Origin of the sequence: Streptomyces sp. NPDC001339 (genome assembly GCF_042895955.1) — a bacterium.
GTDB lineage: Bacteria > Actinomycetota > Actinomycetes > Streptomycetales > Streptomycetaceae > Streptomyces.
In genome coordinates, this window is the sequence record NZ_JBIAWT010000015.1 from 19,263 (window position 1) to 34,762 (window position 15,500).

General features: G+C 73.9%; 8 protein-coding genes. 5 read left to right on the forward strand and 3 right to left on the reverse strand.

What is annotated here, in order from left to right; genetic code table 11:
* Positions 1-26: 26 nt before the first annotated feature.
* Complete coding sequence (locus ACFY12_RS31890; protein WP_390719436.1) at positions 27-3,008, reverse strand: acyltransferase domain-containing protein; 2,982 nt, start codon at positions 3,006-3,008, stop codon at positions 27-29.
* A 328-nt stretch (positions 3,009-3,336) separates the two neighbouring features.
* On the opposite strand from ACFY12_RS31890, the gene ACFY12_RS31895 reads away from it, so the two are divergent.
* The 5 genes from ACFY12_RS31895 (at position 3,337) to ACFY12_RS31915 (ending at position 11,987) form a co-directional block, all read left to right on the forward strand.
* Positions 3,337-4,137 carry a hypothetical protein gene (locus tag ACFY12_RS31895; RefSeq protein ID WP_390719437.1) on the forward strand — a complete coding sequence of 267 codons (801 nt, stop codon included), beginning with the start codon at positions 3,337-3,339 and terminating at the stop codon, positions 4,135-4,137.
* A 93-nt stretch (positions 4,138-4,230) separates the two neighbouring features.
* Positions 4,231-5,772: a class I SAM-dependent methyltransferase gene (locus ACFY12_RS31900; RefSeq protein ID WP_390719438.1), complete on the forward strand. Its 1,542-nt coding sequence runs from the start codon at positions 4,231-4,233 to the stop codon at positions 5,770-5,772.
* A gap of 31 nt (positions 5,773-5,803) precedes the next feature.
* Entirely contained in the window at positions 5,804-8,872 is a 3,069-nt protein-coding gene (locus ACFY12_RS31905; protein ID WP_390719439.1) for a condensation domain-containing protein, read from the forward strand.
* Entirely contained in the window at positions 8,869-10,761 is a 1,893-nt protein-coding gene (locus ACFY12_RS31910) for an AMP-binding protein (RefSeq protein WP_390719440.1), read from the forward strand. Before ACFY12_RS31905 ends, ACFY12_RS31910 begins: the two co-directional genes overlap by 4 nt.
* Complete coding sequence (locus ACFY12_RS31915) at positions 10,758-11,987, forward strand: cytochrome P450 (RefSeq protein WP_390719441.1); 1,230 nt, start codon at positions 10,758-10,760, stop codon at positions 11,985-11,987. The genes ACFY12_RS31910 and ACFY12_RS31915 overlap by 4 nt, the downstream gene beginning before the upstream one ends.
* 80 nt (positions 11,988-12,067) lie before the next feature.
* Here the strand turns inward: ACFY12_RS31915 and ACFY12_RS31920 are convergent, their stop codons facing one another.
* Together ACFY12_RS31920 and ACFY12_RS31925 are read right to left on the reverse strand one after the other, a co-directional pair.
* Positions 12,068-14,491: a beta-glucosidase gene (locus tag ACFY12_RS31920; protein ID WP_390719442.1), complete on the reverse strand. Its 2,424-nt coding sequence runs from the start codon at positions 14,489-14,491 to the stop codon at positions 12,068-12,070.
* A 218-nt stretch (positions 14,492-14,709) separates the two neighbouring features.
* Complete coding sequence (locus ACFY12_RS31925) at positions 14,710-15,471, reverse strand: thioesterase II family protein (RefSeq protein ID WP_390719443.1); 762 nt, start codon at positions 15,469-15,471, stop codon at positions 14,710-14,712.
* Between the last annotated feature and the right edge of the window lie 29 nt (positions 15,472-15,500).

Sequence of the window (15,500 nt, forward strand, 5' to 3'; positions counted from 1 at the left end):
TGCCCGACCCGGATCTCCGCGCGTCTTCACGGGCCGTCGAACTCCTCGTCCAGCAGTTCGAAGAGTTCGTCGTCGGTGACCGTGTCCAGCGAGTCATCGGCGGTGACGGGGAGGGCGGCCGTGGTGCCGCCGGTGGCGCTCTCCAGCGTGAACAGCAGGTCCTGCAGCCGGGCCCGGACGCGCTTGTGGCCGTCCTCGCCGCCTGGCGCGGCGCCGGTGCCGGTGCCGGGGGCGCCGTCGGGGCCGGTGTGGACGGTGAGGGCCGCGGTCAATGCCTTTTCCAGTTCGTCGAGTTCGCGCAGGACGCCGCCGAAGGGGGTGTCCTGCGGAGCGATCCGGTCGCGCAGATGGGCGGCGAGCGCGGCGGGGGTGGGGAAGTCGAAGATGAGGGTGGTGCGCAGCTTGAGGCCGGTGGCGTCGCCCAGCCGGTTGCGCAGGGCGAGCGCGCCGAGCGAGTCGAAGCCGAGCGCGGTGAAGGGCCGGTCGGCGGGGACCGTGTCGGGGGCGGCGGCGCCCAGGACCTCGGCGGTGTGCTCGCAGACCAGGTCCAGCAGTTCCGCCAGGCGCTGCGGGGGCTCCATCCCCGCCAGGCGGGCGGCGAGTGCGGAGTCCGGGACGCCGTCCGATGCCGTACCGGGGCCGTGCACGGTGCCGGGGGCGCGGGCGGCGACGGAGGCCGGGTCGCGCAGATAGGCGGCCGGGAGCGGTTCCATGGCGATGCGGTCGGCGGTCAGCACGGTGCGGCCGGTCTCGTCGGCGGCCGTCAGGGCCACGGAGTCGGGACCCGCGGGGGTGATGCGCAGCCGCAGCGCGTGGGAGCCGGTGGCGTGCAGGGTGACGCCGTACCACTCGGCAGGCAGCCAGCCGGTGGTCTCGCCGTCGGCGGCGGGGAAGAGGGCGACGGTGTGCAGGGCGGCGTCGAGCAGGGCCGGGTGGAGGGCGAACGGCTCGGCGGGCCCGGCCTGGTGGGGCAGTCGTACCTCGGCCAGGATGTCGTCGCCATGCGACCAAGCGGCGGTCAGGCCGGTATGGGCGGGGCCGTGGCCCAGGCCGAGGGCGGCCAGGCGCCGGCGGGCCGCGGCGGGGTCGAGGGGGGCGATGCCGGCGGGCGGCCAGGTCTCCGGGAGGCCGGGCCCGGCACTGTGGCCCGCCGGCTGTCCGGCGAGCTGTCCGGTGGCGTGCCGGGTCCAGTCCTCGCCCCGGGCGGGCAGCGCGGTCTCGGGTCGGCAGTGCACGGTGAACCGCCGGGCACCGGTGGGGTCCGCGGCGGAGACGTGCAGCTGGAGCAGGAGCGGGCGGGTCTCGTCGAGGACGACCGGCAGGTGCTGGGTGAAGGCGGCGAGGCCGGTGCAGCCGAGTTCGGCGCCGGCGTGCAGGGCCAGGTCGACCAGCGCGGCGGCGGGCAGCACGGCCCGCTCCAGGGCGGTGTGCCCGGCGAGCCAGGGGTGGTCTCCGGGGTCGATACGGCCGGTGAACAGGCGGGCGGCGGACGTGCCGTCGCCGGGGCCGGCTGCCTCGTCCGGCGCGATGTGGGGTGCGGGGCCGGCGAGTTCGGCGACCGTGGCGAGCAGGGGGTGCGCGGCGGGCTCCAGACCGGGCGCCGCTGCCGCCTCCCCGGCGGCACGGGCCCGTACCGTCACCACCTCGGCCGTCGCGGCCGTGTCCGGCAGCTGTCCCGCCGGCACCCCGTCGAAGGCCGCCCGCCAGTCGATGCCGACGCCCCTGACGTAGGCGTCGGCGAGCGCGGTGAGGAAGTGGCGGGGGCCGTTCTCGCCGCGCCGCAGCGAGGCCAGGACGGTGGCGTCGGCGCCCGCCTGCTCGACGGTGTCCTGGAGGCCGACGGTGAGTACGGGGTGCGGGCTGATCTCCACGAACACCCGGGCGCCGCGCTCGACGAGTGCGCGGGTGGCCAGGTCGAAGCGGACGGGGGTGCGCAGGTTGCGGTACCAGTAGGCGGCGTCCAGCCCGGTGGTGTCCACGCCGGGCCGGTGCAGGGCGGCCGCGCCGGAAGCGCCGTCGGCGCCCTCCCGTACGACGGTGGAGTGGAACGGCACGCGGGCGGTGCCGGGGCGGACGGGCGCGAGGTCGGTGAGCAGACGCTCGCGCAGCTCCTCGATGTGGCGGGAGTGCGCGGCGAGGCCGACGGGGACGTGGCGGGCGGGTACGCCCTCGGCCCGGAGGTCGGCGAGCAGGTCCAGGGCCGGTGCGCTGTCGCCGGAGACGACGGCCCAGCCGGGGCCGTTGACGCCCGCGACGCCCAGGCCGTCGCGGCCCCGCAGCCGGCGCTCGACCTCGTCGAGCGGCAGCGGAACGGACAGCATCTCGCCGCGCCCGGCAAGGGTGGCCTGGGCGGCGCTCCACAGGGCGCTGATGCGCATGCCGTCGGCGCGGCCGAGCGCACCGGCGGCGGTGGCCGCGGCGACCTCGCCGAGGCTGTGGCCGACGACGGCGGCCGGCGTGACCCCGTAGTGCTCCCACAGGGCGGCGAGGGAGACCATGACGGCGAAGAGGACGGGCTGGACCACGTCCGCGCCGTCGAGCGCGGGAGCACCGGGGGCCCGGCGCAGCACGTCGGTCACGGACCAGTCGGCGAAGTGCGCCAGTTCCCGGTCGCAGCGGTGCATCTCGGTGCGGAAGACCTCGCTGTGCTCCATCAGGTCCAGGGCCATGCCGTCCCACTGCGGCCCCTGGCCGGGGAAGACGAGGACGGGCCGCTGGGTGTGGCGTACGGCGCCGGTGCGTACGGGGTCCGTGCCACCGGGTGCGGTGGCGTACGGGGTACGCCCGGCGGCCAGGTCGGCCAGTCGCCGGCGGGCGTCATCGGCGCCGCCGGCGAGGAGCACCGCGCGGTGCCGCAGGGCACGGTCACCGGCGGCCAATGCGTGGGCGAGGGGCGGCAGTTGGGTGTCGGTGACGCCGTCGAGGTGCTGCCGCAGGCGGTGGGCGCGGGCGCGGAGCGCCGCCGGGCTGTCGGCGGAGAGCACCAACGGCATGACGTCGGGGAACAAGGCACGCCTCCCGAGAAGTGCGCAACGGGTGAATTGGCGAAGCCTGCGGCTTCCGACTTCGCCGCTCCCACGCGGCGTCAGCTTCTCGCGAGCCCCGACCGGGAGCCGGTCGGATTTCACGCTAGTGAGGCGCCCGACCGCGGCCAACCCCACGTCCGACCCCTACTCGCCCCTAGGAGACCTGTCTCTTCGGCCTCCGTGGGCTGCCCGGGCAGGGGTAGGGGCGGGTCCGGACGGATTAGGGGTGTCCCACCGTATTCCCGCGAGGTTACGTTGACACGTATTCAACCCCCCTTTCCAATCGCCTATCCCAGGAGGCAGGGAAAGCATGGCCGAACTGCGAACTTGGCGGGCGATCCCGAACGGCAAGGAAGGCGACGAGGTAATTCTCACCGTCGACTTCACCGTGACCGGACGTCCCGAGGCCGGTTTTGCCGAACTCGCCGGGCAGATCGATACCCCGCACCCGCTCTGGGAAGCCGTTCCGCCGGCCGTGGGCGACGAAAAGGGGATGACCGGTCCGGAATATGTCGCCCGGTGGACGGACGAGTTGCGGGACGGCGGCGTGCGCGTGGCCGCCGTCTTCGGCTACTGCGCCTCCAGCGTCTTCGCGCTCGCCCTCGCCGACGAGATCGCCGCCTGGCAGCAGCGTCCCAAGGTGGTGCTGTTCGACCCGACGGCGGCCACCGGGCTGACCGTGCTGCACTACGGCTTCTACCGGGTCGTGGGCGCGCTGTCGGCGGTGCTGACGCCCGAGGAGGTCGAGGCGGCGCACCAGGCGGGTCTGCGGGCCCAGCAGGAGCAGGACGACCTCGGGCTGCTGTGCCAGGAGTTCATCCGCATCTATCAGGAGGTGGGCACCACCGCCTTCGACCGGGTGGGGCTGGATGCCGAGCGGGCCGAGGAGCTGGTGGGCTGGTTCCGCAGCTATCTCACCTACCTCGTGGCGGCCGGGCAGCTGACGGTGTCCCCGGCGCCCGCGTCGGTGGAGGTGATCCGCTCCGACGAACTGGCCCAGCTGGCGGACTCCCTGAAGATCGCGGCGCGGGAGGTCCGGTTCGACATCGACCACTCCGGGCTGCTGCGGGAGCCGGGCGTGGGGCGCGCCGTGACCGAGCTGCTGTCCTGACCCGCCACCGGTGCGCGCCGGTCGCCGCAGGCGGCGGGCGTGGGGCGCCGGACCTCCTCCCCGTCCGTCCACTCGACTTGCAGGAGTCCCCCCATGCCGACGCCGCCGACCGAACTCCACCTGGTGGAGCAGGTGATCGCCGAGCATCCGGACGTCGCACGGGTGCGGGTGGAGACCGGTGAGGACGGTGCCCAGGCCCCGTCCCTGGTCGCCCATCTGACCCTCACCGACGCCGTGCCCGGCTCGCGTACGCCCGAGGAGGAGAGCAAGCGGGTCGGCGAGTGGCAGCTGATCTATGAGTGGGTGTACGGGGAGCTGCCCGGCACCGGCGGGCTGGGCGACAACTTCGTCGGCTGGCACAGCACCTACTCCGGGCTGCCCATCGCGCTGGAGGAGATGCGCGAGTGGCGGGACGCGACCGTCGAACGCATCCTGTCGCTGCGCCCGCGCCGGGTGCTGGAGATCGGGGTCGGCACCGGGCTGCTGATGGCCCGGCTGGCCCCGCACTGTGAGCACTACGTGGCCACCGACTTCTCCCCCACCGTCATCGACAGCCTGACCGCGCAGGTCGCCGAGGTGCCGGAGCTGGCCGGCCAGGTCGTGCTGCGCTGCCAGGAGGCGGACGACTTCACGGGGCTGGAGGGGGAGTTCGACACGGTGGTGCTCAACTCCGTGGTGCAGTACTTCCCCAACGGCGGCTATCTGGCCGAGGTGGTGCGCCGGGCTGCCGAGCTGGTGGCGCCCGGTGGCGCGGTGTTCATCGGCGATGTGCGCAATCTTCGGCTGCACCGGGCCTTCCGTACGGCGGTGCTCGCCGGTGAGCTGGCCGAGCACACCGGGCCGGGCGCCGCGCACGCCCATGTCGAGGACAGCGTCCTCAACGAGAAGGAGCTGCTGGTCGACCCGGACTTCTTCACCTCGGTGGCGCGGCAGGTCCCGGACGTCGCCGCGGTGGACATCCGGCTCAAGCGCGCCCGGCACCACAACGAGCTGAGCCGGCACCGTTACGACGCGGTGCTGCGCAAGGCGCCCCGGCCGGTGACGGATGCGGCCGCGCTGCCCACGCTGGTGTGGGGCATGGAGGTCTCCGGTGTCACGGGGGCCGCCGAGCGGCTGCGGGCCCGGCCGGCCGCCGCGGTGCGGATCGTGGACGTGCCCGACGCCCGGGTGGCGCACGAGGTGGCCGCGGCCCGGCTGCTGGAGACCGGGGCCGGGGTGGAGACGGTGCTCAAGGCGCTGGAGACGGGCGGGGCCCCGGCCGCCGCGGCCGACCCCGAGGCGCTGTACGCGCTGGGCGACGAGCTGGGTTACGACACGGCCGTGTGCTGGGCCGCGTCCGGCGCCCCCGGGCTGGTGGACGTGGTGTTCGTGCCGCGCGGTCCGGAGCCGGCGGTGGTCTCCTGCGCCGCCACGGAGCGGGTCGGCCCGCACCCTGCGGCGTACGCCAACCACCCGGCGCGGGCCACCCGGACCAGCACCGTGGTCGCCGAGCTGCGGGCCACGCTCGCCGAGCGGCTGCCGGCGCACCTGGTGCCGCACTCCTTCGTCGTGCCCGAGGGGGACCGGGACGGGGCCGGCCCGTCCCCACGAGACGCACAGGACACCCCGGGTACGCGGGCCGACCAGGCCCGCTGACCCGGTGCCACGAAAGGGATCCCGATCCGACATGTCTTCCGCGACCCCGACCGCCCGGCCTGCCGACGCACTCGGCGCCCGCTCACCGGCCACCCGTAAGGAAGAGGGCCTGTGGCTGCTGGAGCAGCTGATCCCCGACGAGAGCGTGAACAATGTGCCCGGCGTGGCGCTGGAGATCGACGGCAGGCTGGACCACGCCGTGCTGCGCCGTGCCGTCCAGGCGCTGGTGCGCCGCTACGAGACGCTGCGTACGGTCTTCCACGCCGACGGCACCGGTCTGACCAGACAGGTTCTCTCCCCCGGACAGGCCCTGGCGGCACTGGAGGTGGAGGGCGGCGGCGCAGCGCCCGAGTCGGTGCCGGCGGCGCTGGACGAACTGGTGACCCGGCCCTTCCCGCTGGACGGGCGGCCGCTGCTGCGGGTGGGGCACTACGCGGGCCCCGACGGTGACGCGGTGGGGGTGGCCGTCCACCACCTGATCTTCGACGGGACGTCGATGTCGGTGTTCCTGGAGGAGCTGGCCGCCGCCTACGACGCCGAACTGGCCGGCACCGCGGCTGCCGGGGAGACCGTACCGGCCTGGGCGGAGCCCGTACCGCGGCCGGAGAGTGTGCAGTTCTGGCGCGATCATCTGCGGGGCTTCGACGCGGGCGGGCTGGGCCTGTGGTGCGACGGGACGGAGAGCCCGCGGCCGACGCTGCGCGGCAGCCAGCTCACCCGGGCCTTCTCCGAGGAGGCGGTGGCCGGGGTGGCGGCGCTGCAGAAGGATCTGCGGGCGCCGGACGTGGTGGTGCTGCTGGCCGCCTACTACCTGCTGCTGGCAGCACACGGCGCCGGGCCCGACCTGGCGGTGGGCTTCCCGGTCAACGTCCGCGGCCAGCAGGCGCAGCGGGCCATCGGCTACCACGTCAACATCGTTCCGCTGCGGGTGCGTTACGACCCGGCGGAGGGCTTCCGGTCCTTCACCCGGCGGGTGCGCGATCTGTTCTTCGAGGCGATCGCGCACGCCGACGCGCCGGTGGACGTGCTGCTTCCGGAGGTGGACCGGGCGGACGCGTCGTGGCGCACCACGCTGTTCCGGCACATCTTCAACTATCTGCCGCTGGGCGGGCAGGCCGCGGTGACCCTCGGCGGGCTGCCGGCCCGGGTGGTGGAGGTGGACGCCGGACACTCCAAGTTCGACCTGGAGTTCGTGGTACTGCCGTCGGCCGGAGGCAGCCGTCTGAAGGCGGTGCACAACGCGGAGCTGCACTCGGCGGGCGGAGTGGCGGCGCTGATGCGCCGCTACGACACGCTGCTGGTGGCCGCCGCCGCCCAACCCGACCTCCCCATGGGCGAGTTGCCGCTGTGGACCGAGGCGGACCGGGCGGTGGCAAGGGCCGCCGAGCGGGCCCGGCCCACCTCGGACGCCCCCGGCCCGCTGCGGGCCGTGCTGGACCGGGTGCGGACCACCCCGCAGGCGACCGCGCTGGTCGACGGCGCCGAGGTGAGCTACGCCCAGCTGTGGCGGGCCGCGCAGGACAGCGCCCGGCTGCTGGCCGCCGTCGGGGCCGCCCCGGGCGACACGGTGGCGGTGACCGCGCCGCGTGGCGCCTGGTGGGCCACCGCGGTGCTGGGCGGCTGGCTGGCGGGCGCGACCGTGCTGCCGGTGGATCCGGAGCTGCCGCTGGAACAGGCCGTGGCGCTGACCGCGGAGGCGGGTGGCGTCGCCCTGCTGACCGCGGCGGTCACCGGCCCGCAGGGCTCCTCGCCGGTGCCGGTGGTGGGCATTCCGCCGGTGCCGTCCGCGGTGGACGGCGGGGACCCGGCCGACGGCGTGCGGTTCCCGGAGCCGGACGCGGTGGCGTATCTGGCACCCCGGACGCCACAGGACCGGGCGAGCACCGGGCGCGCCGCGCTGCGGCACGAGGTGCTCGGGCAGTCCGTCGCCGGGGTGGCGGCCACCGTCGGCTGCGGCCCGGAGGACGCCGTGCTGTGGCTGGCCCCGGCGGACTCCGCGGCCTGTGCGCATGAGCTGCTGCTGGCGCTGTCCCGCGGCGCGCGCCTGGTCACCGGCTCCGACGCGGCGCACGGCGACGCACGGCTGCTGGGCGAGCTGATCGCCGGCCATGGCGTGACGGTGCTGCACGGTACCCCCAGCACCTGGCGCACCCTGCTGGAGCCGCTCGGCGGTCATCTGGCGGGACGCAAGGTGCTGTGCGGCGGGGAGCCGCTGCCCAGCACGCTGGCCCGGCAGCTGCTGTCCGCGGGCTGTGCGGTGTTCGCGCTGTGGGGCACCGCACAGGCCGGCTGCTGGACGGCGGCGCTGGAGGTGGTCTGGCAGGACTGTGAGGGCTACCGGCCGCCGGCCGGAGCGCTGGTGCGCGATGCCGCGGCCGGGGTCGTCGCGCCGGACGGGCGGGAACTCCCGGTGGGGGTACGCGGCGAGCTGCGGCTGGACGGGGTGCGCACCGGGGTGCTGGCGCACTGGCTGGAGGACGGTCTGCTGTCCGTCGACGGCCCGCTGGAGCGGCAGGTCACGGTCAACGGCACCCGCATCGCCCTGGACGACGTGGAGAGCCGCATCGCGGACCACCCGGCGGTACGGGCCGTGGCGGTGACGGCGCAGGAGTCCACCGGTGGCACGGTGACGCTGACCGCCGTGGTGCAGGCCGCGGACAAGCCGGACGTGGAGCGGGAGCTGGCCCGGCACGCCCGCGACCGGCTGCCGGCCCGGGCCCGCCCCGACCGGTTCGTGCTCGTGTCCGAACTGCCGCTGACGCGCTGGCGGACCGTCGACCGCGCGGCGGTGGCGGACCTGGCCCGGCCGGTGCCCGAGCCGTCCGGCGAAGCCGCCGAAGCGGCGCCCGGCGGGGACACCGCGCACCTCGTAGCCCTGTTCGCCCGGCTGCTGCGGCGCGACGGCGTGTCCGAGGACACCAACTTCTTCGCCCACGGCGGCCATTCGCTGCTGGCCGCCCAGCTGGCTCAGGAGATCGAGAAGACGACCGGGGCCCGGCTCAAGCTGTCGGAAGTCTTCGAAAACCCCACGCCGGCGGAGCTCGCCGAGCAGATACGGGCCCGCCAGGCAGACCCGACTCGCGCACAGGACACCCGATGACCTCGATGACTCCCTCACCCTCCCGGCCGGAGACTCCCTCCCGGCCGGAGGCCCTCTCCCGGCCGGAGACCCTTTCCGGACCGGCCACCGACGCGGCCGCCGGCCCGTTCCGGCGGGCCCAGACCATGCACGAGCTGTTCGCCTGGTGCGCCGAGCGCTGGCCCGAGCGCACCGCCGTGCGCCACCGCGGCCGCTCCGTCAGCTACGGCGAACTCGCCGCGGCCTCCGATGCCTTCGCCGCCGAGCTGGCGGAGCGCGGCGTGGGGCCGGGCGCGGTGGTGCCGGTGGCACTGCCCCGCTCCGCCGAACTGTTCGCCGTACTGCTGGCGGTCCTCAAGCGCGGCGCGGCCTACGCGGCGCTGGACGTGCGCTGGCCCCGGGCGCGGCTGACCGAGCTGGTGACGTACCTCGACGGGCCGCTGGTGGTCAGCTCGCTGGACGGCCCGTGGCCGGTGCCGCAGTGGCGGCCGCCGCACGGCGGTCCGGCCGGGGCGGCGGCGTCCGGACGCCGTCCGGCCCCGGTGCCGGTGGGGCCCGACGACCCGTGCGCGGTGTTCTTCACCTCCGGCACCACCGGCACGCCCAAGGGCGTGGTCACCGCCCACCGCGGCAGTGTGCGGCTCTTCGACGACTGGGTCTTCGCACCGCTGGACTCCGGCGTGGTGATGCCGCAGGCGCTCTCGGCGACCTGGGACGCCTTCGCACTGGACTCCTGGGGTGTGCTGTTCACCGCCGGCACCCTGGTGCTCCTGGACGACACCCTCGAACTGGCCACCGGCCTGCGCGAGCTGATCGGCGAGCAGGGCGTGAACACGGTGTTCGCACCGACCGCGGTCTTCCACAGCATGGTCGACACCGACCTGGATGCGTTCGCCGGGCTGCGCGCGGTGGGCGTCGGCGGCGAGGCGCTGTCCGCCAAGCACGCCGCCCGGTTCCTGGAGGCACACCCCGGCATCCCGCTGTACAACATGTACGGCCCGGCCGAGTCCAGTGTGGCCGCCACCTACCACCTCGTCACCCCCCGGGACTGCGAAGAGGGCGCGATCCCGCTGGGCCGGCCCTTCCCTCACACCGAGGCGTACGTGCTCGACGGCGACCGGCCGTGTGCCGCCGGGGAGACCGGCGAGGTCGTGCTCGCCGGGGCGGGCCTGGCCCTGGGCTACTTCAAGTCGCCCGGGCTGACCGCCGAGAAGTTCGTGGAGCTGGAGCTCGGCGGCACGGTCCGGCGCGGCTACCGCACCGGCGACCGCGGCCACTTCTCCGCCGTCGGCACCCTGTACTTCGACGGCCGCGAGGACACCCAGGTCAAGGTGCGCGGCCACCGCATCGAACTGGCCGAGATCGAGCAGCGGGCCGGGGCGGTGCCCGGCGTCGGCAGCTGCGCGGTGGTGCCGCTGGCCGGGCCGGACGGGGCGTACGAGGACCTGTGCCTGTTCTACGCCGGCGCATCCGGCCCCGCCGTACAGGTCCCCGGCCCGGACGCGCTGCGCGCCCACCTCGCCCAGCGGCTGCCCGGCCACCTCGTACCGGCGATGGTCCACCGTCTGGAGCGGCTGCCGGTACGCGAGGACCGCAAGCTGGACCGCACGGCGCTGGGGGAACTGGCCGCCGAGCGCCGGGCCGAGGCGCTGGCCGCCCCCGGCGACCCGGGGCAGGGCGAGCTGGCGGGCACCGAGGCGAAGGTCGCCGGCATCTTCCGGGAGATCCTGGGCGCCCGTTCGGTTCAGCCGGAGGTGTCGTTCTTCCAGCTTGGCGGGAACTCCCTGACCGCCGCCCAGCTCGCCTCCCGGATCGCCCAGGACTTCGGGGTGCGGCTGCGCATCCAGCAGGTCTTCGACACCCCCACGGTCAGCGGCCTGGCCGAGGCGATCGACGGGAGCGGGGCATGAGTGTCCCCTCCGGCGACGAGCTGGCGTCCCAGCTGCGGATGCTGTGGACCATGGGTGAACTGGGCGATCCCCACGCCCTGTTGCTGCGCGGCCCGGAGGACCCGTACCCGCTGTACGAGAAGGTGCGGGCGGGCGACACGCTGCAGCGCAGCGCGCTGGGCGCCTGGATCACCGCCAGCCACGATACGGCCGCGCGCATCCTGCGCGACCGGCGGCTGGGCGTGCTCAAGCGGGACGGCACCCCGGTCAGCCCGGCGACCACCACGTTCGACAACTCCATGCTGGGCCAGGACCCCCCGGACCACACCCGGCTGCGCCAACTCGCGGCCCCCACCTTCAGCCCGCGCACCATCGGCGCCTTCCGCCCGCAGATCGAGCGGGTGTGCCATGAACTGCTCGACCGGGTCGACACCGGCGGCGAGTTCGACATGATGACCGCGTACGCGAATGTGATCCCGGTGTCGGTGGTCGCCTCACTGTTCGGCATCGAGGGCGACCACCTGGACCGGTTCCTGGAGCACGGCCCGGCGTTCGGCACCATCTTCGACGAGATCACCTCGGCCGGTCACCTGCGGAACGTCCAGCGCTCCCTGGACGAACTGGACGCCCTGTTCCAGGAGTTGCTGGAGGAACGCACCGCGCACCCCGGCGACGACGTGGTCAGCCGGCTCATCCAGGCGCGGGCCGAGGACAAGCTCACCACCCGCGAACTCATCTCGATGTGCCAGCTGCTGACGCTGGCGGGCGCCGAGTCCACCGTCAACCTCATCGGCGTGGGCCTGCTGACCATGCTCGACCAGCCCGGCCAGTGGGCGAAGCTGGTGGCCGACCCGGACCTGGCACCGCAGGCGGTACAGGAGTCGCTGCGCTTCGAGGCGCCCGTGCAGCAGTCCAGCCGGGTGGCCCATGAGCGGCTGGAGATCGACGGCAAGGTCATCGAGCCGGACACCCCGGTGGTGGTGCTCACGGGAGGCTGCAACCGCGACCCGCTGGTGTGGGACGAGCCGGACCGCTTCGACATCACCCGACCGGTCACGCCGGACAACCTGGCGTTCGCCGGCGGCCAGCACTACTGCCTGGGCGCTCCGCTGGCCCGCCTGGAGGGCGAGGTCGCCTTCCGGGTGCTGGCCACCCGGCTGCCGGAACTACACCGCACGGGGCCGTTCGTACGCCGCCGGTCCGCGATCATCCGCGGGCTGCGGTCCCTGCCGGTCAGTGGCGGCTGACCCGCCGCCCCGGCGCGTGTGTGCCCGGGGAGCGGGAGTCCGCCCCGCGAGTGCGGTGGCGGACTCCCTGGGAGGAGCGGCTAGGTGACGGTGAGCTTGGCCGTCAGGGGCAGCTCGGCGGAGGACGGCCCCGCCTTGATCTCCCGGACGCCGGTGCCGGTGTGCCAGGAGTGGCTGCCGGTGTCCCAGTACTTCAGCTGCTGGGGGTCGACATGCACGGTGACCTGCCGGGACTCCCCGGCCTTGAGGGCGACCTTGGAGTAGCCGGCCAGGGCGAGCTGAGCCTGTGGCACCTTCACGTCCGGGCTGGGGCCGATGTAGACCTGCGGGGTCTCCTTGCCGGGGCGGCTGCCGGTGTTGCGTACGGTCAGCGAGACGTCCAGACCGCCGTCGGAGGCCCGGGCCGCCTTCAGGCCGCTGTAGGCGAAGGAGGTGTAGGTCAGTCCGTGGCCGAAGGGGAACAGCGGCTTGACGGAGTTCTTCTGGTACCAGCGGTAGCCGGAGTAGATCCCCTCCCGGTACTGGACCTGTCCGTCGACGCCGGGGAAGGCGGACGGGTCGCCGCTGACGGGGGTGTGGTCCTCGTCGGCGGGGAAGGTCTGGGTGAGCCGGCCGCTGGGGTTGACGTCGCCGAAGAGCAGCGCGGCGGTGGCCTCCGCACCCTTCTGACCCGGATACCACATGTCCAGGACCGCGGCGGTGTCCTTCAGCCAGGGCATCTTGACCGCGGAGGCGGTGTTGAGGACGACGACGGTGCGCGGGTTGGCGGCCGCGACGGCTTTGATCAGCGCGTCCTGGTGGCCGGGGAGCGACAGATTCGGCCGGTCCAGGCCCTCGGAGGAGTCGTCGGAGGCGAAGACCACGGCGGTCCGCGCGGACTTGGCGGCGGCCACGGCCTTGTCGATGGATGCCTGGGCGGCCTGTGGGGTGATCCAGTGCAGGTCGACGCGGAGTGGTTCGACGTAGTCGGAGTAGCCGAAGAGCACCACCTTGTGGGTGCCGGCGGTCAGATGCACCGTCAGTCCGGTGTAGCCGGTGGTGATGGTGTCGCCGAACAGGGCGCTGGTGCGGCCGTCGACCTGGACGAAGCCACCGCCCCCGGTGGCCTTGACGTTGAGGACGTAGTCTCCCTCGGTGGGGACGGTGAGCCGGCCGTCGTAGAACGCACCCTGTTTGCCGGGCTCCAGGCCGCTGCCGGGCTTGAAGCCGGGGCTGAGCGCGGAGTCGGGGATGGCGGCGCCGGCCGGGTCCTCGCCGACCTCGTAGGTGACGGAGGTGCCGCTGCCGGCCCGGCTCTTGATGGCGTCCAGCGGGGCGGTGGGCTTCTCCTTGGGCTGGACGTGCGAGCTTCCGCCGCCGCCGAGCTTGGGGTCACGGGCCCGGGCGCCGATCACGGCGATCGATTTCTGCGAGCCGTCCAGCGGCAGGGCCTTGTCCTTGTTGTGCAGCAGGACGGCGCCGGACTCGGCGACCTGCTGGGCGGTGCGGGTGCCGGCGGCCAGATCACGGGCGGGGCGCGGGGCCGGCTTGTCCAGCAGGTGGAAGCGCTCCATCTGGCCGAGGATGCGGGCGACGGAGCCGTCCAGGGCGGCCTGCGGGACCTTGCCGTCGTTGACGGCCTTCTTCAGCTCGTCCTTGAAGTAGGTGCCGGCGGGCATCTCCTGGTCCATGCCCTTGTTCATGGCGTCGGAGCTCAGCGACATCCGCCAGTCGGACATGACCCAGCCCTTGAAGCCCATCTGCTCGCGCAGGATGCCCTGCAGCAGATCGGAGTTGGCGCAGGCCGGCTTGCCGTTGAGGTTGCTGTACTGGCACATGGCGGCGCCCGCACCGGCGTTGACGGCGGCCTGGAAAGGCTGGAGCTCGTTCTCCTGGAGCGTGCGCTCGTCGATGTTGAGGTTGATGGTCTCGCGGTCGTTCTCCTGGTTGTTGCCCGCGAAGTGCTTGACGACCGGGATCATGCCCTGGCCCGCGATGCCGCGGGTTTCGGCGGCCGCGGTGCGGGAACTGACCAGCGGGTCCTCGCTGAAGGTCTCGAAGTTGCGGCCGCCGTAGGGGACGCGGATGGAGTTGACCGTGGGGGCGAGGAGGGCATCGACGCCCAGAGCACGGCCCTCCTTGCCCATGGTGGCCCCGTAGGCGTCGGCGAGCTTGTCGTCGAAGGACGAGGCCAGGGCCACGGGTGCGGGCATGGCCAGGGACGGCTCGTTCAGGCGCAGCCCGGCGGGCCCGTCGGCGAGCCGGAGGGCGGGGATGCCCAGCCGGGGTACACCGGGGGTGTAGCCGGCCTCGCCGATGTCGGCGGGGTCCTTGTCGCCGTGCACCAGTGAGATCTTCTCGTCCAGGGTCATGTCGGCGACCAGGCCGCGGACCTTGTCGCTGAAGCCGTCCAGCCCGGGGCCGGACGCGCCGACGTACGTAGCGGTGAGCGTTCCGGCGACCAGGACCGCGGCGGCCAGGCCGATGCGCGGCAGCGCACGCGGAAGTTTGCGTCTACTACTCAAAGGTTCCCCCGTAGGACGCCCGGGGCGCACGCCGGGCGTAGGTGCGATCACTGTGATCGGCACGTTAAGGGGACGGGCAGCGCACAGTAACCCCTAAAGACACTATGCGCACCCCTGACACAAGACCCGGTTTTCGGCCACCCCCTACAACTGGCCATACGGCCTCGGGGGCGGCCGCGACGCGGTCACCGGACCGGAGGGAGCGCCCGCAGGGTGGGTCAGCGTGCCCCGGCCCGGGCCAGGGTGTCGGTCACCGCGCTGACCAGTGCGGGCTGGTGGTTGACGAGAAAGAAGTGCCCTCCTTCGTATACCTGGATGCGGAAGTCCCCGGTGGTGTGGTCGCGCCAGCTCTCGGCCTCCTCCAGGGTGGTGCGGGGGTCGTTGTCGCCGGTGAAGACGGTGACCGGGCTGGAAATGACCGCTCCGGCCTCGCAGCGGTACGTCTCGATCGCGCGATAGTCGGCGCGAATCGCGGGCAGCACCATGCGCAGGATCTCCTCGTCGCCCAGCACCCGGGCATCGGTGCCGCTCAGTTCGCGCATCTCCGCGACGATGCCGTCATCGTCGCGCTGGTGGACGTTCTCCTCGCGCACCCGGCTGGGAGCGCGGCGGCCGGAGGCGAAGACATGGGCGAGGGTGATGCCGTGGTCGTTCTCCAGGCGGCGGGCCACCTCGAAGGCCACGACGGCGCCCATGCTGTGCCCGAACAGGGCCAGCGGGCGGTCGGTCCAGGCCAGCAGGGCCTGGACGACAGGTGCGGCGAGTTCGGCGATGCTGCCGGCCGGGGTTTCCCGGTAGCGGTCCTGGCGGCCGGGGTACTGCACGGTCAGCGTCTCCACCGAGGGCGTCAGGGCCGCGGAGAAGGGGAAGTAGAAGCCTGCCGAGCCGCCGGCGTGCGGAAGGCACACCAGACGGGCCTTGCTGTCGTCGCTCGGGTGGAACCGTCGGATCCACTCGGCACTGTCCACCGGGGTGTTCATGCGCGCTGGTCTGCCTCTCTGCACGGGTT